Source organism: Mycobacterium sp. 852002-51163_SCH5372311 (assembly GCF_001667115.1).
In the GTDB taxonomy this organism is placed as follows: domain Bacteria; phylum Actinomycetota; class Actinomycetes; order Mycobacteriales; family Mycobacteriaceae; genus Mycobacterium.
Genome location: NZ_LZIJ01000090.1, coordinates 35,553 through 55,605 on the forward strand (window position 1 = coordinate 35,553; position 20,053 = coordinate 55,605).

Annotated in this window: 20 protein-coding genes and 1 pseudogene; 14 read left to right on the forward strand and 7 right to left on the reverse strand. The window is 65.7% G+C overall.

Annotation, left to right across the window (positions count from 1 at the left end; all coding sequences use genetic code 11):
• The first annotated feature begins 51 nt into the window (after positions 1-51).
• From A5791_RS12400 to bphC, 3 genes are all read left to right on the forward strand, one after another.
• Positions 52-333, forward strand: a complete 282-nt coding sequence (locus A5791_RS12400; RefSeq protein ID WP_369828060.1) for a 2Fe-2S iron-sulfur cluster-binding protein — start codon at positions 52-54, stop codon at positions 331-333.
• Positions 334-424: 91 nt separating this feature from the next.
• Complete coding sequence (locus tag A5791_RS12405; RefSeq protein ID WP_067236393.1) at positions 425-1,618, forward strand: acyl-CoA dehydrogenase family protein; 1,194 nt, start codon at positions 425-427, stop codon at positions 1,616-1,618.
• Positions 1,619-1,637: 19 nt separating this feature from the next.
• Positions 1,638-2,558 carry a biphenyl-2,3-diol 1,2-dioxygenase gene (gene bphC, locus A5791_RS12410; protein ID WP_067236396.1) on the forward strand — a complete coding sequence of 307 codons (921 nt, stop codon included), beginning with the start codon at positions 1,638-1,640 and terminating at the stop codon, positions 2,556-2,558.
• 75 nt (positions 2,559-2,633) lie between these two features.
• On the opposite strand, the gene A5791_RS12415 is transcribed toward bphC, so the two are convergent.
• Positions 2,634-3,290 carry a TetR/AcrR family transcriptional regulator gene (locus A5791_RS12415; RefSeq protein WP_369828062.1) on the reverse strand — a complete coding sequence of 219 codons (657 nt, stop codon included), beginning with the start codon at positions 3,288-3,290 and terminating at the stop codon, positions 2,634-2,636.
• A 41-nt stretch (positions 3,291-3,331) separates the two neighbouring features.
• On the opposite strand from A5791_RS12415, the gene A5791_RS12420 reads away from it, so the two are divergent.
• Positions 3,332-3,805: a hypothetical protein gene (locus A5791_RS12420; RefSeq protein ID WP_067236400.1), complete on the forward strand. Its 474-nt coding sequence runs from the start codon at positions 3,332-3,334 to the stop codon at positions 3,803-3,805.
• A gap of 141 nt (positions 3,806-3,946) precedes the next feature.
• On the forward strand, positions 3,947-4,777 hold the full coding sequence (locus tag A5791_RS12425; RefSeq protein ID WP_067236403.1) for an IclR family transcriptional regulator: 831 nt from the start codon (positions 3,947-3,949) through the stop codon (positions 4,775-4,777).
• Between the two features lie 58 nt (positions 4,778-4,835).
• Here A5791_RS12425 and A5791_RS12430 read toward each other — a convergent pair whose 3' ends face one another.
• Positions 4,836-6,347, reverse strand: a complete 1,512-nt coding sequence (locus A5791_RS12430) for a serine/threonine-protein kinase (protein ID WP_067236407.1) — start codon at positions 6,345-6,347, stop codon at positions 4,836-4,838.
• A gap of 143 nt (positions 6,348-6,490) precedes the next feature.
• On the opposite strand from A5791_RS12430, the gene A5791_RS12435 reads away from it, so the two are divergent.
• Both A5791_RS12435 and A5791_RS12440 read left to right on the forward strand, forming a co-directional pair.
• Complete coding sequence (locus tag A5791_RS12435) at positions 6,491-6,838, forward strand: hypothetical protein (protein ID WP_067236707.1); 348 nt, start codon at positions 6,491-6,493, stop codon at positions 6,836-6,838.
• Positions 6,831-7,457, forward strand: coding sequence for a Dabb family protein (locus tag A5791_RS12440; protein WP_082966881.1), 627 nt, complete (start codon positions 6,831-6,833; stop codon positions 7,455-7,457). The genes A5791_RS12435 and A5791_RS12440 overlap by 8 nt, the downstream gene beginning before the upstream one ends.
• On the opposite strand, the pseudogene A5791_RS12445 reads toward A5791_RS12440, so the two are convergent.
• Both A5791_RS12445 and A5791_RS12450 read right to left on the reverse strand, forming a co-directional pair.
• A pseudogene (locus A5791_RS12445) lies at positions 7,452-8,330 on the reverse strand (SDR family NAD(P)-dependent oxidoreductase); the annotation flags it as partial. The gene A5791_RS12440 and the pseudogene A5791_RS12445 sit on opposite strands and share 6 nt — an antisense overlap.
• A complete protein-coding gene (locus tag A5791_RS12450) occupies positions 8,327-10,216 on the reverse strand; it encodes an NAD(P)/FAD-dependent oxidoreductase (protein WP_067236414.1) in 1,890 nt (629 codons plus the stop codon). The pseudogene A5791_RS12445 and the gene A5791_RS12450, both read right to left, overlap by 4 nt.
• 123 nt (positions 10,217-10,339) lie before the next feature.
• Between A5791_RS12450 and A5791_RS12455 the strand changes: the two genes are divergently transcribed.
• The 6 genes from A5791_RS12455 to A5791_RS12480 all read left to right on the forward strand — a co-directional run bounded on the left by A5791_RS12455 (position 10,340) and on the right by A5791_RS12480 (position 15,910).
• Positions 10,340-11,116 (forward strand): crotonase/enoyl-CoA hydratase family protein, encoded by a 777-nt coding sequence (locus tag A5791_RS12455; protein ID WP_067236417.1) that lies wholly within the window; start codon positions 10,340-10,342, stop codon positions 11,114-11,116.
• A complete protein-coding gene (locus A5791_RS12460; RefSeq protein ID WP_369828061.1) occupies positions 11,113-12,267 on the forward strand; it encodes an acyl-CoA dehydrogenase family protein in 1,155 nt (384 codons plus the stop codon). Before A5791_RS12455 ends, A5791_RS12460 begins: the two co-directional genes overlap by 4 nt.
• On the forward strand, positions 12,264-13,292 hold the full coding sequence (locus A5791_RS12465; protein WP_067236423.1) for an acyl-CoA dehydrogenase family protein: 1,029 nt from the start codon (positions 12,264-12,266) through the stop codon (positions 13,290-13,292). Before A5791_RS12460 ends, A5791_RS12465 begins: the two co-directional genes overlap by 4 nt.
• 70 nt (positions 13,293-13,362) lie before the next feature.
• On the forward strand, positions 13,363-13,845 hold the full coding sequence (locus tag A5791_RS12470; protein WP_067236426.1) for a nuclear transport factor 2 family protein: 483 nt from the start codon (positions 13,363-13,365) through the stop codon (positions 13,843-13,845).
• On the forward strand, positions 13,842-14,834 hold the full coding sequence (locus A5791_RS12475) for an alpha/beta hydrolase (protein WP_067236431.1): 993 nt from the start codon (positions 13,842-13,844) through the stop codon (positions 14,832-14,834). Before A5791_RS12470 ends, A5791_RS12475 begins: the two co-directional genes overlap by 4 nt.
• Positions 14,834-15,910, forward strand: a complete 1,077-nt coding sequence (locus A5791_RS12480) for a hypothetical protein (protein WP_067236434.1) — start codon at positions 14,834-14,836, stop codon at positions 15,908-15,910. The genes A5791_RS12475 and A5791_RS12480 overlap by 1 nt, the downstream gene beginning before the upstream one ends.
• A 123-nt stretch (positions 15,911-16,033) precedes the next feature.
• Here A5791_RS12480 and A5791_RS12485 read toward each other — a convergent pair whose 3' ends face one another.
• A complete protein-coding gene (locus A5791_RS12485; protein WP_067236715.1) occupies positions 16,034-16,330 on the reverse strand; it encodes a ferredoxin in 297 nt (98 codons plus the stop codon).
• 38 nt (positions 16,331-16,368) lie between these two features.
• Positions 16,369-17,511, reverse strand: a complete 1,143-nt coding sequence (locus A5791_RS12490; protein WP_067236437.1) for a Rieske 2Fe-2S domain-containing protein — start codon at positions 17,509-17,511, stop codon at positions 16,369-16,371.
• Between the two features lie 103 nt (positions 17,512-17,614).
• Here A5791_RS12490 and A5791_RS12495 point away from each other — a divergent pair, with 103 nt between their 5' ends.
• Positions 17,615-19,321, forward strand: a complete 1,707-nt coding sequence (locus tag A5791_RS12495) for a 3-ketosteroid-delta-1-dehydrogenase (protein ID WP_197504674.1) — start codon at positions 17,615-17,617, stop codon at positions 19,319-19,321.
• On the opposite strand, the gene A5791_RS12500 is transcribed toward A5791_RS12495, so the two are convergent.
• On the reverse strand, positions 19,318-20,007 hold the full coding sequence (locus tag A5791_RS12500; protein WP_067236441.1) for a PadR family transcriptional regulator: 690 nt from the start codon (positions 20,005-20,007) through the stop codon (positions 19,318-19,320). The genes A5791_RS12495 and A5791_RS12500 overlap by 4 nt on opposite strands.
• Positions 20,008-20,053 lie beyond the last annotated feature (46 nt).

Below are 20,053 nucleotides of genomic sequence, written 5' to 3' on the forward strand. Positions count from 1 at the left end.
CCATTGGGCACGGGCGCATGCGGTCACACGTCCATCGGCAACCATGCACTCATGTCAGATGTCATGCCTGCCGTCGAGGTCGATCTGGATGGTCAACGGCACCGGTTGCCCTGGCCGCCGGGCCAGACCCTGGTCGACATGCTGCTCGACGCTGCTATCGACGTGCCCCACTCGTGCCGGGAAGGCCGCTGCGGCTCATGCGTGGCGACCGTACTCGAAGGTGAGGTCGAGATGGCGGCGTGCGAGGTGCTCGAGCCCGACGACCTGAGCGACGGCTTGATCCTCGCGTGCCGGGCCCGCCCGGTGAGCCGGTGGCTGCGTGTCGAGTTCTGACCGGATTTAGTCCACTCACCGGGAGTGGTGGCAGGGCCGGATCCGGACTGCGGTACACCATTAGGAAGCGAACACACGTAAGGACGACACCATGACCGAGCGGGTACTTGACCGGGTTGTAGCGATGGCCGACCAGCTGCGCGAGCAGGCTCCGGAAGCCGAACGGATCGGCCGGCTCACCGACGAGTCGGTCAAGATGATGAAAGGCGCCGGGCTGATCCGGCTCCTGCAAACCAAGCAGTACAACGGGTTTGAAGCGCATCCCCGCGAGTTCGCGGAGACGGTGATGGCGACCGCGGCGCTGGACCCGGCCGCAGGCTGGATCGTCGGCGTGGTCGGAGTGCATCCCTACCAGTTGGCTTACGCAGACCCGAAGGTTCCCGCCGAGGTCTGGGCCGACGACGTCGACACCTGGATGGCCTCACCGTACGCGCCGCAAGGCGTGGCTACGCCTTTGGAAGGCGGGGACGGCGGCTATATCTTCAACGGACGCTGGCAGTTCAGCTCGGGCACCGACCATTGCGACTGGATCATCCTGGGCGCGATGCTCGGCGACGCGAACGGCGTTCCGCTGATGCCGCCGCAGATGCTGCACATGATCCTGCCGCGCAAGGACTACGAAATCGTCGAGGACTCGTGGAATGTGGTGGGGCTGCGCGGAACCGGCTCCAAGGACGTCATCGTCAAGGATGCGTTCGTGCCGGCCTACCGGACGATGGACGCGACGAAGGTCATGGACGGCACCGCACAGCGCGAAGCCGGCATGACCGAGCCGCTGTATCTGATGCCGTGGTCGACGATGTTCCCGCTGGGCATCTCGGCGGCCACCATCGGCATCGCCGAAGGGGCGCTGGCCGCGCACCTGGACTACCAGCGGGAGCGGGTCGGCGCTACCGGAACCGCGATCAAGGACGACCCGTACGTCATGCACGCCATCGGCGAGGCCGCTGCCGACATCAACGCTGCACGCCAAGAGCTGTTGGCGAACGCCGACCGCATCTATGACATCGTCGCGGCCGGCAAGGAGGTGTCATTCGCCGACCGGGCCGCGGGCCGTCGTACCCAGATACGCGCCGTCTGGCGCGCGGTGTCGGCCGTCGACGAGATCTTCGCACGCTCCGGCGGCAATGCGGCCCGGATGGACAAACCGCTGCAACGGTATTGGCGCGATGTGCACGTCGGCCACCTGCACGCCATCCATGTCCCTGGCACCGTCTACCACGCGTCGGCGCTGAGCTCCCTGGGGATCGATCCGCCGCAGGGTCCGCTGCGTGCTTTGATTTAGCGTCGAACTAGGGGACCTGGTGACTGACCTCAAAAGCCTTGGCTACATTACTATTTCGACCAACAACATCGACCGCTGGCGACAATTCGCCTTCGGTGTACTGGGTTTCGCGGAAGGCTCGCCCAATTCCAAGGGTCCGGACCCGTCGGCGCTGTACCTGAGGATGGATGAGCGGGCGGCCCGGATCATCGTCGTCCCCGGCGAGACCGATCGGGTGCGTACCGTCGGCTGGGAGGTGCGCGATCACGCGGCGCTGCAGCGGGTCAAGGCAACTCTTGACGGCGCCGGAGTGGCTTTCAAGCAACTGTCCGTCGATGAAGCCGAGGCGCGCCGCGTCGAAGAGGTGATCACCTTCGAGGATCCGGCCGGCATCACCCTCGAGGTTTTTCACGGCGCGGTGCTCGACCACAGCCCGGTGGTGACGCCGTTCGGCGCGAAATTCGTCACCGGCGATCAGGGTCTGGGCCATGTGGTTTTGCCGGCCACCGATCCCAACGGGCTTTTCGACTTCTACACCGACGTCCTGGGCTTTCGTTCACGCGGCGCGTTCCGGGTTCCATTACCGAAAGAGTTCGGCCCGGTGCGGGTGCGCTTCCTCGGCATCAACCAGCGACACCACAGCCTGGCAATAGTCCCGGCCGCACATCAGCGCGACCCGCGGCTGGTTCACATCATGGTCGAGGTCGACACCCTCGACGCGGTGGGGCAGGCGCTGGACCGCGTCAACGCCGAAGGCTTCCAATTGTCGTCGACGCTGGGGCGCCACACCAATGACAAGATGGTGTCGTTCTATGTCCGCGCACCGGGCGACTGGGACATCGAGTTCGGCACCGACGGTATGCGAGTCGACGAAAGCTATTACACCGCAGAGGAAATCACGGCCGACAGCTACTGGGGTCATCAATGGGTCGGCGAGATGCCCGCGGCAATGCGGCCGTGACAGGTACCGGCGTCAGGCCCGTGGCCTCCGGAGACGCGGCGGCCGCAGCATGGCGATCGTAAGCGCAGTGCCGCCTCAGCGTAGATACCCGGCAAGCAGGTCGACGATCTCGTCTTCGAGCTGTTGCGGATCCACCGGAGTCTCCGACGTGACGAGCCGGTGTACAAGCGATTCGATGGTTGCCACCACGATGCGCGCATTGAGCCTGCCGCCCGCGCGCACATCGGGATGCTGTTCGAGCAGCCGGGCCGTCGCATCCACGGACAGTTGCTCCAACTCGTGCAACCGCGCGAGAAACGCGGGTGCCCTCGGCGCTTCTTCGAACAGCACCCGGTGCAGCCGGGGATTGTCCCGGTGATTATCGATCGTTGCGCGCACAAACACCCGCAGGGTCTCGTCGAGCCCTGTCGGCAACCCCTCAGCCACCCGCTCGCTGAGCAGACGAGCGCCGGTATCGACGTGGGCGTCCATCAGCGCGCGCAGGATGGCGTCCTTGTTCGGGAAGTACTGATACAGCGACCCGATCGATATTCCCGCCTGCTCGGCGATGCGATTGGTGGTTCCGGCGACGTAGCCGTGCTCGGCGAAAACGTGAGCCGCCGCGTCCAGGATCCGTCGCCTCGTCTTCTCGGCACGTTCCTGTTTGGGCTGCTTGCGGGGCCGGAACCGATCGGTCGGGGCGATCGCGGGCCTCCTTCCGAAAAGCGAGTAGTCAATTGGGGCTGCGACCAGCAAAATTAGGGTACCCTAACCGCCGCTCTGAAGGAGTCCTCGTGCGAACGATCCACCTGGAAACCATCCTCCCCACCACCGCTGACCGAGTGTGGTCGGCGATGCTGTCCCCGGTCACCTTCCTCTATGTGTGCAAGGGTCTATTCGGCTTTCCCGCCCTGTCCGGACGTTCCGAGCCGCTGCGGCCAGGCGAGCGCGGGACCGGATGGCTGGTCGCATTCCACCTCATACCGGCCTACCGGCACACGATCGAGGTCATCGAGGTCGACGAGGTCACCAAGACAGTGCGCACGCACGAGCACGGCGGCATGCTCAAAGTCTGGAACCACACGCTGCACGCCGAAGCGCTCGATGAGAATTCCTGCCGCTACAGCGACACCATCGAGATCGACGCCGGGCCGGCCACCGTCATCGTGGCCGCGGCGGCCATGGGGATCTTCCGCTACCGCCAGCGAAGGTGGCGCAAGCTGGTGCGCCGGCATCTGCTTGCCGAAGGGCCGGCCTACGCGAGCTGACGGCCGCGAACGACCGGGGTTTACGACCTCACACCGGTGATTTTCAGTGCGATGCGTGACAATGCCCGACTGGTGTGATACAAACTGTCATATTCCTATTAGGAATATACCAGCCAGATACCCCAGCCTTTTGGAGGACCGATGTCAGGGACAACCGCCGCCGCCGTCGATTCAGGCACACCCAGCGCCGTCATCGACCGGATCTCGCTGGTCCTCGACGCGTTCGAAGGGCCGGGACGGTTGACGCTGGCCCAGATCGTCCGTCGCACGGGGTTGCCCCGTTCGTCGGCGCATCGAATGCTCGAGCGCCTAGTGCAGCTGCGCTGGCTGCGCCGCAACGGTCGCGACTATGAGCTGGGCATGCGCCTGGTGGAACTGGGCTCGCTGGCCGTGCACCAGGACCGTCTGGTGCGCGCCGCCCGGTCGCTGCTGGGTGAATTGCACCGCGCCACTGGGCTTGTGGTTCACCTCGCGGTGCTGGACGGATCTGACGTCGTCTACCTCGACAAGGTCGGCGACCGGGTAGTGGGCGCGCTCCCCACCCGGGTGGGTGGTCGCCAGCCCGCGCACTGCAGCGCCCTCGGCAAGGCGATGTTGGCGTACGCCGACGACGCGCAGGTGGACCTGCAGGTGCGCAAGACCAAGTACTCGATCTCTACCAACTCCCAACTGGCGATCGAATTGGCCAAGGTCCGGGCACACGGGGTGGCGTTCGAACGCGAGGAGTCCCTCCTTGGATTCGGTTGCGTTGCAGCCCCCATCGGCAGTCCGGGTGAGGCCGTCGCCGCGGTCTCGGTGTGTGGTCCGATGAGCCGGATGAAGTTCGATCAGCGTCTGACCGCCCCGGTACGCATGACCGCAATGGGCATCTGGCGCAATGTGGAGGACGGCCCGCAGCGGGTGGCGCCGACCCTGCAACCACTGCGGCCGCTGCTCCCCCACGGTCCGCGTCCTGCTCTGCAATACGCGTGAATCTCGGCCGCCGATCGCGGACCGATCGTGCCGCCGCGCATCAGGCAGCGGCCGGTTCCTACGCGCCGCAGTAGTAATTGCTGGGCGAGTTGCTGTTGCAGTACGGGAACTGCTGCTCCTTGCCCCGACTCAGCTTGAGCCCCTGCCCGTTACCGACCAGCGTCACGGTCACGGGGTCCCCCACGACGGTGCTATCGGGTGCCGAACTGGCCGTCACGGTACCGGTGGCGGTGTCACCCGACACCGAGGTCAGCGCGAAATCCACGCTGCCGCCGGTGAACGTCTGATGGCCATGGCCGTTGGCGTCGATAACCAGACCCTCCTTGTGAGCCTGCCAGCGCCCCACGAACGGTCCGATTCCTGCGACACCGGCCGGAGTAGTCGTCGCTGACGGCGGAGCGGGCAGGGCGAGGGTGGAAGGCGTCGGAATAGCCGACGGCTCCGAGCTGGATGGCCCCACGATGGCGGGCGCCCGGGAAGTGGTGCCGGGTTTGCTCAGAAGATAGCCGGTGATGCCGGCGGCGCCGCCTATCAGCACGACGACCGCGGCGACCAGTAACCAAGTCAGCCGTGGAGGTGGGCGCTGCGCTTCCACTCGTTCAGCGACCTGCCGGCGTGGCCGGTCCACCGGTCGAGGTGGTGGAACAGCCGACCAGGTGCGCGAGTGTTGTTGTGTCCCAGTGTAAGTCGGGTAGCCTGGCCGGTTGCCGACAGGCGCGGGCGGGGCGGCGGCGATGTCCGGGCCGCGGTTGGGCGCGGCGCTGAGGGCGTGACGGGCGGCACTGGCCAGCTCATGGGCACTTTGATAGCGCCGGGCGGGGTCCTTGGCCATGCCAGTCGCGATCACCTCGTCGAATCCGGCCGGTACCCCGGTTCGGCGCTCGCTGGGCCGGGGCGGCTCAAGTGTGAGGTGACCGGCGATCTGTTGCTCCATGCTGTCGCCTGGGAAGGGTTGGTCACCGGTCAGGCATTCATGCAACACGCACGCCAATGCATATACATCTGAACGTGCATCAGCCCTGCCGGCGGTGAATCGTTCCGGGGCCATGTAGGCGAGCGTGCCTACCAACATCCCGGTGTTCGTCAACTTGGTGGCTGACCCGTCGTGGGCGATCCCGAAATCGATCAGGTAGACGAAGTCGTTGCCTGCCACCAGCGCGTTGGACGGTTTGATGTCACGGTGCACCAGCCCGGCGGCATGGGCGGCGTCCAGCGCGGCGGCCAGCTGCTCGATGATGTGCACAGCCCGCTGGGGAGTCATCGGCCCATCTCGCTGCAGCAGCTCGTGCACGTCGTTGCCCTTGACAATCGGCATCACCAAATACAGCTGGCCGTCGATCTCGCCGGTGTCGAAGATCGAGATGATGTGCGGTTCGCTCAGCCGCGCCGCGGTGTGCGCTTCGCGGCGAAACCGCTCACGATAACCTGGTTCCTCGCCCAACTCGATGGGCAACACCTTGACGGCGACATCCCGGCCGATCACGGTGTCGTGGGCCTTGTAGACCGTGCCCATGCCACCCTGACCGATCACCGACTGTAGCCGGTACCGCCCGAATTCCCGCTCATCCACCGACCGGCCTTCCCCTCGCCCACCTGGGCAAACATGCTACCGAGGGACCGTTGGCGCGGGACCGATTCCGACAACAGCGACTGTTTTCCCGGTGGCCGGGAGCCAAGTGCGCTACGAGCGTCGCCGGCCATATGGTCAATTGCATGGCTGACGGCGAGGTATTCGTGATCGACAGGGTGGTGACCCGGCCAGGCTGCGCCCGACGGTTCGTCAACGCCTACCTCGCCGAGTACGCGCCGGGAGCGCGCGACCGGGGGATGACCTTGCGCCACGTGCTCGTCAGTCCCCCGATCTGGTTCGACGATCAGGTAAACACCCTCACCATCACCTGGACGCTGCCATCCCCACAGGCGTGGTGGGACATGACGCGGATAGGCCGGCTGGATCCGAAACTGGGCCAATGGTGGTCGCAGGTAAGCGAATTGGTGCAGGAGCGGTCGCGATCTTTCGCCGCATCCGCCGAAGACGTGGACTGCCTGTGTGATGTATAGCGTGACCCGCTTGCTCGACGTGGCCGACGATGATCGCGACCGGCTGGTCGCTGAGTTGCGTTCCGCCGCCGCCGAAACGGGTGCACTGCGCTCGGCTGTGGGGCCGACGCTGACCGGCTCGCGGAACGGTGGTGACATCCTGGTGCACCTGCGCTTCAGCGAGGAGGGCGGTTGGCGTTGCGCCGCAGACAGATTCGATGCGCTGCTGGCCAGTCCCACCGTGACCCGCGTCAACGGCGCGGCCTACCGGGGTGAGCCGCGACGCTCCGGCGATACGGCCGGCACCGTGTACCGGACGTTGCTGCTGCGTGTCCACCCCGACACCGACGAAGAAACGGTGACCCGCTTCGAACACGAGCTTTCGTCAATGCCGCTCTATGTCTCGACAATCCGGGCGTGGCAGCTGAGCCGGGTAGTCGAGCCCGTCGGAGACGCGCGCTGGACCCACGTGTTCGAGCAGGAGTTCTCCGACGCCGAAGGTCTATTGGGGCCTTACCTGATGCATCCGATCCACTGGGCCGTGATAGACCGCTGGTTCGACCCGGAGACCACCGACGTCATCGTCCACGACCGCATCTGCCACAGCTTCTGTTCGGTTGAGCACCCTGTGCTGAGCTGACGAGATGTTCGGATTGGCGGAGGCGGGCGGCGCCAACGGTGGCAGCAACGTCTTTCCGTCCAGGCTGTGCACAGGCAATTGCTGCGACCAGGGATAGTGCAGACTGAATGCCACCAGTCCGGTGCGCTCAGCGGCGGGCCGGTGACACATCGCCAGCACGGTCTCGGCCAGATATTCCACCGGCTCGGTCGGAAAGTCCTCTGGAATCAGCTGTGCCGCACCGGGTGTGCGGACGGCCGTCGAAGGGCCGACACAATTCACCGCGATGTCGGAATCGAGTAGTTCGGCTGCCACACCTTGGGTGAACCGGTGCAGCGCGGCCTTGATCGACGCGTAGATCACGTCACCCGCGGTCTTGTTGTACTGCCGGTACGGCCGTGCCGGCGCGACGCCGGTGACCGAGCCGATGTTCACGATCCACCCCGCTCCCTGCTTGCGCATATGCGGCACAACGGCTCTCGTCAATAAAAAAGGCGTACGCAGATAGTGCGACACGGTCCGATCAAAGGTTTCCAAGCTCATGTCCTCGATCAATGCGTAGTCGGCGAATCCGGCATTGTTGACCAGGATGTCGAGCCGGCCGGTCCGGTCGAGCACCTCGTCGACCAGCCCGTCGCGCTGTTCCGGGTCCTCGAGGTCGGCCGTCACCCCAATGGCTCGGCCGCCGTCAGCCTCGATCAACCCGATCGTCTCGCCAATGGTCCCCGGCAGGATCGACGTCGCTCCCGCCCGCACAGATGACGACGGCATATGCGACCGGGCCGTGACCGCCACCGTGGCACCCTCGGCCGCCAACCGTCGTGCGATCGCCCGGCCGATGCCCCGGCTACTGCCCGTGATCAAAGCGGTTTTGCCGCCAAGTATTCCGGTCATCGGAGCTCGAAATGCGTCTCGATCGGAGCGCGATGACTGTGCCACATATCGACCAGGCGATACGGGAATGCGGTCACGATCCTGCCCCCGCCCGAGCGGTAGTAGGTATGTGCCGTCGGGGTGTGGCACCAGACGGTGCCGGCCATCGTCGCGTCGATGTCGGCGACGTATTCGTCGTAGGCGCGCCGGCTAACCTCCATCACGGAGGCCTTCCGCAGCGCCATCAACTGCAGGCATTCCATGACGTAATGCACCATCACCTCGACACCGAAGTTGTGGCCGGCGCCGTGTCCCGGGCTGTAATTCGGCGCCGACGAGATGAACAGGTTCGGAAAGCCGGGGACAGTCCCGCCGCGGTAGGCGCGTGGGCTCGCGCCCCACTCGTCTACCAGCCTCCTACCGTCGCGGCCCCGAATATCAACGGTCGAAAGGAAATCCAGGTGATAGCCGGTCGCGTAGATGATGACGTCGAGATCGATCTGGCGGCCGTCGCGCGTCACGATCCCCTCGTCGTTGACCCGGGCCGGCTCGTCGACTTCAACGTCTACGTGGTCGCGGGCCAACGCTGCGTAGTACCCACCGGGATCGCGGATGATCCGCTTGCCATACGGCGCAAAGTCCGGGGTGACTTTGCGGGCAAGCTCGCTGCCTGCCCCGAAAATTCGGTCTATGTAGTCCAGGCAGATCCGCAACAAGACGTCGTTGGCGGGCGAAATCGACAAATGCTCGTTCGCCCAACCGGCATCGCGCAGGATCACCGGGTAGTTGTTGTCCGCCGTCCCCCAAAACGACTTCAGCCGAAGCCAATTGGCGTAATACGGCACTCGGGTGCCGAGCCAGCGCTGATAGTCGGGAACGTCGTCGGAGAGCCGCCGCCGCGGCGCCACCCAGTGCGGCTGACGCTGGAACACAGTCAGGTGCGCCACCTGGTCCACGCACGCGTCGACGATCTGGACCGCGGTGCATCCCGCGCCGATGATGGCGACCCGCCTGCCGGTCAGGTCCAGCCCCGGATCCCATTGCGCCGAATGGATTTCCACTCCGGAAAATGTGCCGCGGCCAGGGAGATCCGGCCAGCGCGGCCGGTTCAGGTAACCGGCCGCCGGGATCACCACGTTGGCATAACTCACCCCGCGGGTGCCGTCGGGCCCGACTGCGTGGATTTGCCACTGCCGGCGCCGATCGTCCCACCACAACGCTTCGACCTCGGTGCCGAACCGGGTGCGCTCGCGCAGGCGGTTCTTGTCGGCCACGGATACCAGGTACGCCTGGTACTCCGCGCCCAGCGGGTAATAACTCGACCAGTCGCCTTTGATGTCGCGTGACAGCGAGTAGTACGACGACGGCGTGTCCACCCCGATGCCCGGGTAGGTGGTGGTGTACCAGGTGCCGCCGACCTCGTCGTTGCGGTCGAAGATCTGGCAGTCGATGCCGGCGTCGGCCAGCTCCAGCGCGGCGGTCAGTCCGGAGATGCCCGCGCCGACGATCGCGACGCGGAATCCGTCCGGGAGCTTCGCGGTGCGCGGCAGCACCGGCTGTGAAGGCTGAAATCCACCCTGCTCCAACAGCAGCGGGAGATACTCGGCGTCGACGGTTCCCCCGAGTGCCACCGGCGCGATCCGCGCGAACAGGTCGGGGTCGACGGCGGCAAACCCGGCCTGCTCCAGCGCGCCGACTACGGCCTCGACCAGGGCTTCGGCTGTCTCGGGATCGGTGACACCGGCTTGCTCCGGGGGGTCGGGCACGTGAGCGATCTTCGGCGCGAAGCGGTCGACCACGGCGTGGTCGCCGGTCAGTTGCGCCAATACGGCGACCAGCACGCCGGGGTCGGCCCGACGCAGATTGGCCCGCAGTTCGTCGAGATGCAGAGCCGCGCGGGTGCCCATGACAGCGAGTATCGGCGCCGGCCCACGGCGGCAGGTACACCCTGCCTACTCAGCGGGACACTTTGATCCGAGCCGGATCGACGCGCCTACGGTGCGGTCACGCCGAGTCCCTACAGTTACCGCATGAGCGCTCCCCTTGACATCGCCACTAGCGGGCCGACGCAGGTCTGGACGATCAACCTGCCAGAAGTCGGCAACGCGATCACCGGCAACGACTTCATCGCCGCCTTCGAGACCGCCGTCGACGCTGCGAACGCCGATACCAGCGTCCGGGCGGTGATACTGACCGGGAAAGGCAAGATCTTCTCGGCCGGCGGCAACGTCAAGGAGATGGCCGACCAGGCCGGGATGTTCGGTCTGAGCCCCCTGGACCAACGGCACGCGTACGTCGACGGAATCCAGCGCGTCCCAAGGGCCCTGGGTCTTCTCGAAGTGCCGTTGATCGGGGCCGTCAATGGCGCCGCGATCGGTGCCGGCTGCGACCTGGCGATGATGTGCGACATCCGCATCGCGTCCGATCGCGCGTCGTTCGCCGAAAGCTTCGTCCAACTCGGCCTCATCCCCGGCGACGGCGGCACCTGGTTCTTGCAGCGCGCCATCGGCTATGAACGCGCGGCCGAGATGACGTTCACCGGTGACCGCATCGATGCGGCCACGGCTCTGGACTGGGGTCTGGTCAGCCGGGTGGTGCCGCACGACGACCTACTGCCCCAAGCGCACGAACTCGCCGAGAGAATCGCCAAGAACCCGTCGCACGCATTGCGGATGGCCAAACGACTGCTACAAGAGTCGCGCAAAGGTTCGCTCGAATCGACGCTGGGCATGGCCGCGGCCATGCAATCGTTGGCGCACCGCGACCCCGAGCATCTGCAACGCATCGCAAGATGGAAAACCCAGTGACGGCGCCTTCGCCGCTGCCGCGATTGGTGCCGCCCGCCAGTGTCGACGCCGCATCGACGCAAGCCCTGCGGCTCGAGGTGCGGCAGTTCCTCGCCGAACAACTCGCTGCCGGTGCCTTCACGCCGACGGTCGATGCGTGGCTGTCGGGCTGGGACGAGAACTTCACCGCAGCACTGGCCGCGCGCGGCTGGCTGGGTATGACGGTGCCGGTCGAATACGGCGGTCATGGACGCTCGTTCGTGGACCGGTTCGTGGTGACCGAGGAACTTCTGGCGGCCGGGGCGCCCGTTTCGGCGCACTGGATCGCGGACCGACAGATTGTGCCGTCGTTGCTCAAGTACGGTACCGAGGCTCAGAAGTCGGAGTTCCTGCCGCGAATTGTGCAGGGGGAATGCTTTTTCGCCATCGGCATGAGCGAGCCGGACTCCGGTTCCGACCTGGCCAGTGTGCGCACCCGAGCGGTACGTGTCGACGGTGGCTGGTCACTGGCAGGAACGAAAGTCTGGACGTCTGGCGCACATCTCGCGCACGCGTTCATCGTGCTTGCGCGCACCGCACCGGTGAACCCCGAAGATAGGCATGCCGGGCTCAGCCAGTTCATCGTGGACTTGCGCGGGCCCGGCATCGAGATCCGCCCGATAATCTCGATGAACGGCGCACACCACTTCAACGAGGTGATACTCGACCAGGCCTTCGTGCCCGACGCCATGGTGTTCGGCGAGATCGGCGAAGGCTGGCGACAGGTGACGTCCGAGCTGAGCTTCGAACGCAGCGGGCCAGAGCGATTTCTGTCCACCTTCATGCTGCTCGCAGCAACCACCGAAAGCATGGCCGCGCAACGTATTCCGCACGATGCCGACTTGGGCCGCCTGGTGGCGCGCGTCGCCGCCCTGCATCGAATGTCGTCGGCGGTGGCCGGCGCGCTGGAGCGGCACGACCCCGAGGTCGGGGTTCCCGCCGCGGTCGTCAAGGTGCTCGGCACCACCACGGAGGGCGACATCGCCGACTTCGCCGACCTCTTCGGCGAGGCGGATTCCGCGTTCGCGGAGCTGGTGGCGGCCGCGGTAGACCAGCGTCCCGGTTTCACGCTGCGCGGTGGAACCAACGAGATATTGCGGGGCGTCATCGCCCGGGGACTGGGGCTGCGATGACAATCGCTCCGAACGGCGTCGACCCAGCCCTGGCCGACATGATGGACGCCGTCTTCGCCGAGTATCGCGAGACGCATTCGCCCGCGCCGCCCTGTGAACGCGACACCGCACTTTGGCGACGGTTGCAGGATCTCGGCCTGGTGCGGTTGACCGGCGAGGAGGGGGCCGGCGGCAGCGGGGCCAGCTGGTATGAAGCGGCCGAGCTGCTCACCGCCGCCGTCCGCCATGCGGTACGAATTCCGTTGGCCGAGCACGACTTACTGGCCTGCTGGCTGCTGGATGCCAACGGTATGGATTGCGACGACGCGGTGCGGACTGTGTGTCTGCTCGACGACCGCGGCACGGCGAGCGCGGTGCCGTGGGCGAGCGGCGCCGAACGCGTCGTGGTCATCTGGCACACCGACGGCCAGTACCGCGCGGCCGATGTCGAGGCGACGGCTCTAGACATCACCCGAAGCACCAACATGATCGGCGAGCCGCGGGATACCGTCGTCGCCGAGCCCGGCGCCCTGGGCGGCATACCCTTGGCCACCTCCCTGGTCGCCCGGTTGCAGCTCAAGTCGGCGCTGGTGCGTTCCATTCAGGTCTGCGCAGCCCTCGACCGGATCCTGCAGCTTTCGATCGAGCACGCGGCGTCGCGCAACCAGTTTGGCCGTCCGCTGGCCAAGTTCCAGGCGGTACAGAACCTGATCGCGGATGTCGCCGCCGAAGCGGCCCTCGCGCGAGCGGCGACGGAGGCCGCGCTGACCGCGGCGGTCACCAGCAAATGGTCGGCGCCCAACCTCGATTTCCTTGTCGCCGTGGCACGTTCGTGCACCGGACACGCCGCCTCGGTAGTGGTGCGCAACGCCCATCAGGTGCACGGCGCGATGGGCACCACTCGCGAGCACCGGCTGCACGAGTTCACCCGAGCGGCACTCGCCTGGCGTTCCGAGTTCGGGACGGTTCGGTACTGGGACGATCGGGTCACCAGCGCCGCTGTGCAGGCCGGGGCGGCAAAGCTGTGGGGCCTGATCACCGGCTGACGAAAGCGGTTGTTCCACTGACCGGACAGTCCCGGTGTGCGGCCGCCCGCAGCGGCGTTGACTCACCAGCATGAGCGACATCACGCTGCCGGATCTGCAGGAGTTCATCGCCGGCTTCTGGTACCACTACGACGAGGCGCACTATGACGAGTTGACGGCCCGATGTGCACAAGACGTGACCTACATCAGCCGCAGCGATTCCGGAGCGAGCCCGTTCGAGGCACTGATGTCGCCCCAGCTGCACGGGCGGGACGCCGTCATGGAGTGGCTTTCCGAGCACCGCAAACAGAGTCCCTACCCCTTGCGCCACCACGCCACCAACGTGCATCGCACCGGCGCTGACGGTGACGTCACGCGGGTGCGCTTTTACCTATTCGTCAACCAAATCGCGAACTTCGTGCCGTTCTCCGTGTCCAGCGGTGTGGCCAACGTCGAGGTCCGGCGCGGCACCGACGGGCTGGAGTTCACCCGGATGGAAGTCATTCTCGACACCACCAACTCCGTCCCGCTGTCCGAGCTCACCGCCGACAGCGCTGCCGCGACAACACAATGACGTCCACGCTGGATCCGGACGCCGCAGCGCGAATCGCATCATTCGGCGAGATTCCGCCGATGCGCCAGCGTGGTCTCGCTGCGGTGCGGGCAGCGATCGAGTCGGCGCCGTTGCCCGCCGCCATGCCGGCCATGGCAGACGTCAGCGATGACGTCATCCCCACATCGGCTGGGCCGCTAGGGATTCGGATCTACCGCCCCACAAGCGATTCCGGCCAACCCGCGTTGGTGTACTTCCACGGCGGTGGACTTGTCATGGGATCCAACCGCTCGTTCGAGCCGTTGGCCCGCGAACTAGCCGCGGCGTCGGCAGCCGCCGTCGTAGCCGTCGACTACCGGCTGGCCCCTGAAGCCTCGCCGCCCGCGCAGTTCGACGACTCCTACAGCGCGACCGAATGGGTATCGCGACACGCGCCGCGCCTGGGGTTCGACTCCGGGCGCGTCGCGGTAGTAGGCGACAGCGCGGGCGGCTCGCTGGCAGCGGCGGTGGCGTTGGCTGCGCGCGACCGTGGCGGACCGGCGATCTGCGCGCAAGTGCTGCTCTACCCCGGCCTGGATCGCGACATGACCGCGCCGTCCATCGCCGCCCATGCCGATGCACCGATGCTGGGCCGGGACGACATCGACTACATGCACGCCCTTGCTGACGGCGAGTCCGGTCGGCCCCGCGATCCCTACCTCGTTCCGGCCTACGCCGCCGACCTGTCCGGGCTGCCCCCGGCCATCGTGGTGACCGCAGGCTGCGACCCGATCCGCGACTGGGGTGAGAGGTACGCGGCCAGGCTGCGCGATGCCGGCGTCCAGACCACCACCACCCGCTACCCAGGCATGCACCACGGTTTTCTGATGCGGTCCGACGCGACCGCCCGCGGGCGGCTGGCCATCGCCGAGATCGGGGCTCTGCTGCGGGCGAAGTTCGCCCATCCCTTGCACTTTGACGTACCGATGGGATCTCCCGGGATCTCACGACCGACAGAGGGAGATAACTGATGCTCACCGACGAGCAGCGGATCCAGCTATCCGAGGTGTTGCGCCCAGCCGCACCGCCACGCGAGATCGACAACGTCTACACCGATGACCAACGGGAGCGCCTGCTGGAAGTGGTGCGAACCGAGGGTCCGTGGAAGCTGATCATCGCACAACATTTTGCGTCCGCCGACGAGTTGATCGCCACCATGAGCGGCCTCTTTCCCGAGGGTTTCACCCCGTCGCTGGACCTTTTCCTGACCCCGACCTTCCGCGGCTACCTGGCCAACTACGGCGCGGTACTCTACCCAGAACTGCACGACTGCTTCTACAGCGCGCGGTTTCTGGAGATGGCCAAGAGCTACTGGAACGCCGAGTACGCCAAACCTCAGCTGATGTTGTTCAACATCAATGGTCCGTGCGCCAATCGTGATCCGGGACACCTGGATTCGCCGAGCTTCCGGGGTGTGCGCCACGAGAACGCGCCGACGTGGCTGACCAGTGTCATGGGTAAGTCCGGCCTGTTCGGGGATTATCTGATCAAGATGGCACAGGTGATCACCTGGTTCTCGCTGGACACCGGTAGCGGCTTCACCTACTGGCCCGACGGGCCGCTCAAGGCACCCAAGCGCGTACTGCCGCCGATCAACAACCGCGGTGTGGTGGTGCAGAACGAGATGATGGTGCATCGCGGTGAAGCCAATGGCCCACTGGAACAACAGATCCCGGCCGGATTGGCATTCGACACCGTGTTCACCGGTGACCCCGGCGCCCCCGACCACTGGCTGTTGAAAAACGGCGATGAGGTGATTGCACGTCACCACACTGACGAGTTGCGGTTCCTGGTGCACTGGTCGGCCGAGGTGTTCGCCGACTTCGACGAACTGAAGAAGAACATGGAGGGCTCCGCCGACTTGACCGTCGATAAGGCCATCGACATCCTGGTCGACGACGTGAACGCCAGGGGCATCAAGCTCGACATTCCCAGCGAACCGCTACACGATCCGGCATTCATCAGTGCGCTCAACGCCGCCTACGACATCGGTGGCCCGTCCAGCTATCCCGACGAGGCGCCGATCAGTGCTTTTCAGCTTTCATAGTGAAAGAGTATGCGGCCAGCGCGTTTCGGTCGTTAAGACGTGACCCTTAGTCACATCCGTCACATCGGGAAAAGGCCTGTCGCTTTTCCGGATCGATTGTCGCCCTGCTTGGCGGTGCCGAAGTTACGCGTGTGACGACGGGACGCTCTTATGCCCCCCAACCACACCTGCCGCGCCTGCTGTTTCGTCGACGATGGACAACTCTCCACGCCGCACCGCGTCGCATATCGACTCGCTCAGCGCCGTGCACATCAGGAACACACCCCGGCCGCCGGGCATTGGCATTTTCCGTGCCTCCCGTCGCTCGGCACAACGGGCCGTCGCGTCGGAATTCCACTGCACGCTGGTCTGATTCCAGCTGCTCTTACGCGCCAGCACGTGAGCCCCACAGTTGCGGCATACCACCGGCACCATGGGCATGTCGTCGAGCCGGTTGTCGACCCGGGCCGGCGACCTCGTCACGCCGAGCCCGCCCGAGCCGCCATGTTCGCTTCCACCTCTTTCATCCAAGCCTCGTGGGGCCGCGTCGTATCCAGCTCGAACTCGAAGCGGTCCACCATATCCGGCTCCACATCGGCAGCGTCGACATAGAACTGCTGATACCAGCGGCGCAGCTGGTACACCGGGCCGTCTTCCTCGACCAGCAGCGGATTGTCGATGCGCGCCTTGTGCCGCCAGATTTGCACGTCTTGCTCGAAGCCCAACTTGACGAAGTCGCCGAGGCTGACCGCGGTTTTCATGGCCTCCTCGTCGGGCAGCGTCTCCGACTTCTTGACGATGATTCCATATTGCAGCACAAAGGAATTCGAGTCGATCGGGTAGTGGCAATTGATCAGGATGGTTTTGGCGTCGCCCTGCTGGTAGTGATAGGTCAGGTCGTCGATCATGAAGGACGGGCCGTAGTAGGACGCCACGGAGGTCGTACCGAGCATCTGGGACCCTTCGGGGCTGCCAAGGTCCGGCCGGTTGCCGCCGTTCATGTATTGGGTTGCCACATGCCCTTCGAAGATGTTCTTGAAATACGTCGGCAACGAGCCGTGAATATAGAAGAAGTGCGCCATGTCCACCACGTTGTCGATGATTTCGCGGCAGTTGGCATGTACGACGGTGGTGTACCAGTGCCAATCCGTCCATGCGTCGCTGGTGGCGCCCTCGATGCGCGGGATGGTGATTTCCGGTGGCGGCGGCTTGCGTTCGGGGTCGTTCCAGACGAACAACATGCCGTCCTGCTCCAGCGTGGGCCAGGTTGCGGTGCGGGCCAGTCGGGGCGTGCGCCGCGCATAGGGCACTTGCTTGCACCGGCCGTCGCCGCCCCAGCGCCAGTCGTGGAACGGACAGGCGATCTCGTTGCCCTTGACCTCGCCCTCCGACAGGTCTCCGCCCATGTGCCGGCAGTAGCTGTCGAGCACGTTGATCTTGCCGTCTCCACCGCGGAATACGACCAGCTTCTGGCCGAACGCATTGACCGCGTGCGGTTTACCGTCCCCGAAATCTCGCACCAGACCAAGGCAGTGCCAGCCCCGGGCGAACCGCGTCGGTGCGGCCTGCGCCTCTATCTGCCGAATTTCCTCGTGCCGAACCTCGTCGGACCGCGACTTCATAGGGGTCATTCAACCCCCATCCCCGTACCGCCGCAGCCGAGATGTTCCACTCATCAGGACGACTCTTCCTCCCGCACGCGCACGCGGCCTACCGTTGACAGGCGTGACCGCCGGCAGTATGACGATCCCTGCTGGGCTGCCCGTGGCCGACACCAGCGTCGACCTACTGGTGATCGGGTCGGGCACCGGCATGGCCGCAGCGCTGGCAGCCGACGAACTCGGACTGTCGGTGCTGATCGTGGAGAAGTCACCGCATGTGGGCGGCTCGACCGCCCGGTCCGGAGGCGCCTTGTGGCTGCCCGGCGGCCCGATACTGCGCGAGGCGGGCGCCGACGACACCGCTGAGTGGGCGGCCGCCTACCTGGAATCGGTGGTCGCCGGAACCGCGCCGCCACAGCGATCGGCGAGCTTTCTGATGCACGTGTCCGCAACGGTCGAAATGCTGCGCCGAACCACTCCGCTGCGGTTCCTCTGGGCCCGTGACTATTCCGACTACCATCCCGAAGAGCCGGGCGGCAGCGCTGCGGGTCGCACCTGCGAATGCCAGCCGTTCGACACGTCGATCCTCGGCGCATACCGCACCCGGTTACAGCCCGGCGTCATGGAGGCCAGCGTCCCGATACCGACAACGGGTGCCGACTACCGCTGGATGAACCTCGTAACTCGATTGCCGCGCAAGGGGATTCCCACCTTCGCCAAGCGAATCGCACAGGGCGTGGGCGGTCGGCTGATCGGCCGGCGCTACGCGGCAGGTGGCCAGGGACTGGCGGCCGGGCTGTTTGCGGGCGTGCTGCGCGCCGGCATACCGGTGTGGACAGAGACCACGCTGGTGCGCCTCGACGGTGATGGCGATAGGGTAACCGCTGCAGTCGTCGACCACGCCGGCCGTCAAGTCACCATCACCGCGCGCCGCGGGGTGGTGCTGGCCACCGGCGGTTTCGACCACAACATGGATATGCGGTGGAAGTTCCAGTCCGAGTCGCTGGGCGCCAACCTGAGTCTGGGTGCTGCGGCCAACACCGGCGAGGGGATCCGCGCCGGACAGGAGCTGGGCGCCGGCATCGATCTGATGGATCAGGCCTGGTGGTTCCCTGCGGTCGCACCCGTGCCCGGCAAGCCGCCCACGGTGATGCTGGCCGAACGGTCACTTCCGGGATCCCTGATCGTGGACCAGCACGGCCGTCGCTTCGTCAACGAGTCGACCGACTACATGTCCTTTGGACAGCGAGTTCTCGAGCTGGAGCGCTGCGGCAGTCCCGTGGAAGCCATGTGGATCGTCTTCGACCAGCAATATCGCAACAGTTATGTCTTTGGCGCCGAACTGTTTCCACGGATGCGGCTGCCCCAGACGTGGTACGACCGGGGTATCGCCAATCGCGCGGACAGCCTCGCCGAGCTGGGCGCGCGCATGGGTGTCGACGTGTCGGAGTTTGTTGCAACGATGACTCGTTTCAACGAAAATGCCTCTGCCGGTGAAGATCCCGAGTTCAGCCGCGGCAGCAGCGCCTACGACCGGTACTACGGCGATCCCACGATAACTCCCAATCCCAACCTGCGTGCGTTGCTGAAAGGCCCGTTCTACGCCGTGCGAATGGTGCTGTCCGATCTCGGTACATGCGGCGGCCTCAAAGCCGACGAACGCGCCCGCGTGCTGCGCGAGGACGGCAGCGTGATTGCCGGCCTGTACGCAATCGGCAACACCGCGGCCAACGCATTCGGCTCGACGTACCCGGGAGCCGGAGCGACCATCGCGCAAGGACTGGTGTACGGCTACGTCGCCGCCAGGGACGCGGCGGAGCCGGGCGGTTAGTCTGCGGCGCGCTTGGCCTCGACCTGCTTCTCGACCTCTCGCCAATAGCCCGGGGTGGGGCGCGGTTGCCCGTAGCCACCTTTGGCCGCTTTCTTCAAGACTGCATCGGCCTCGTCGATGTCCTTCATGAGCTCCAGCGCGAATTCACGCTCGGCGGCGTAGTACTTGGCCGCCCAGCGCAGGGCGATCACCGAGTACGCCCAGGCGGGTTCGGTCTCGGCGCCATCGGCGTCCTCGACCGCTTTCCGGTGCCGCGCCTCGGCGTAGGCCACATGCTCCTGCAACAGTTCCTTGAGCCGGGTCGGATTGCTGAGATGGCCGAACGTCACCCGCAGCAGCACACTGTGCTTGAGCACCGGCGGATCCACCGGTGCTTCGTTGGTCCATTCGGTGACCGCGTCCATCCCGGCCGGGGTGATTTTGTAGAGCCGCCGGCTTCGGGTCCCCTCGTCGCGCTCGACCCGAGACGTCACCAGGCCCATGCTCTCCAGCTTCTTCAGCTCGGTGTAGATCTGGCTGTACGAGGGACTCCAGTAATACAGGTCGACACTCCAGTCGATCCATTTCTTCAGGTCGTAGCCGGAGACTTCCTCTTCGTAGGACATCATGCCCAGCAACGCCCAACTGGTGGCGGCAAGCGCCGACTTCACCGACTTCTCGCCTGCTGGGTCCACTCCGGGGGCCATTTCGCCAGATTAACAACACGGGCGGTGAGTTGCGCATTTTCGACCG

Bases quoted from the DNA above. Each gene is read 5' to 3' on its own strand.
- A5791_RS12400 (WP_369828060.1), top strand. From the start codon at position 52: ATGTCAGATGTCATGCCTGCCGTCGAGGTCGATCTGGATGGTCAACGG.
- A5791_RS12405 (WP_067236393.1), top strand. From the start codon at position 425: ATGACCGAGCGGGTACTTGACCGGGTTGTAGCGATGGCCGACCAGCTG.
- A5791_RS12425 (WP_067236403.1), top strand. From the start codon at position 3,947: ATGTCAGGGACAACCGCCGCCGCCGTCGATTCAGGCACACCCAGCGCC.
- A5791_RS12435 (WP_067236707.1), top strand. From the start codon at position 6,491: ATGGCTGACGGCGAGGTATTCGTGATCGACAGGGTGGTGACCCGGCCA.
- A5791_RS12440 (WP_082966881.1), top strand. From the start codon at position 6,831: ATGTATAGCGTGACCCGCTTGCTCGACGTGGCCGACGATGATCGCGAC.
- A5791_RS12450 (WP_067236414.1), bottom strand. From the start codon at position 10,216: ATGGGCACCCGCGCGGCTCTGCATCTCGACGAACTGCGGGCCAATCTG.
- A5791_RS12455 (WP_067236417.1), top strand. From the start codon at position 10,340: ATGAGCGCTCCCCTTGACATCGCCACTAGCGGGCCGACGCAGGTCTGG.
- A5791_RS12465 (WP_067236423.1), top strand. From the start codon at position 12,264: ATGACAATCGCTCCGAACGGCGTCGACCCAGCCCTGGCCGACATGATG.
- A5791_RS12470 (WP_067236426.1), top strand. From the start codon at position 13,363: ATGAGCGACATCACGCTGCCGGATCTGCAGGAGTTCATCGCCGGCTTC.
- A5791_RS12475 (WP_067236431.1), top strand. From the start codon at position 13,842: ATGACGTCCACGCTGGATCCGGACGCCGCAGCGCGAATCGCATCATTC.
- A5791_RS12480 (WP_067236434.1), top strand. From the start codon at position 14,834: ATGCTCACCGACGAGCAGCGGATCCAGCTATCCGAGGTGTTGCGCCCA.
- A5791_RS12485 (WP_067236715.1), bottom strand. From the start codon at position 16,330: ATGCCCATGGTGCCGGTGGTATGCCGCAACTGTGGGGCTCACGTGCTG.
- A5791_RS12490 (WP_067236437.1), bottom strand. From the start codon at position 17,511: ATGAAGTCGCGGTCCGACGAGGTTCGGCACGAGGAAATTCGGCAGATA.
- A5791_RS12500 (WP_067236441.1), bottom strand. From the start codon at position 20,007: ATGGCCCCCGGAGTGGACCCAGCAGGCGAGAAGTCGGTGAAGTCGGCG.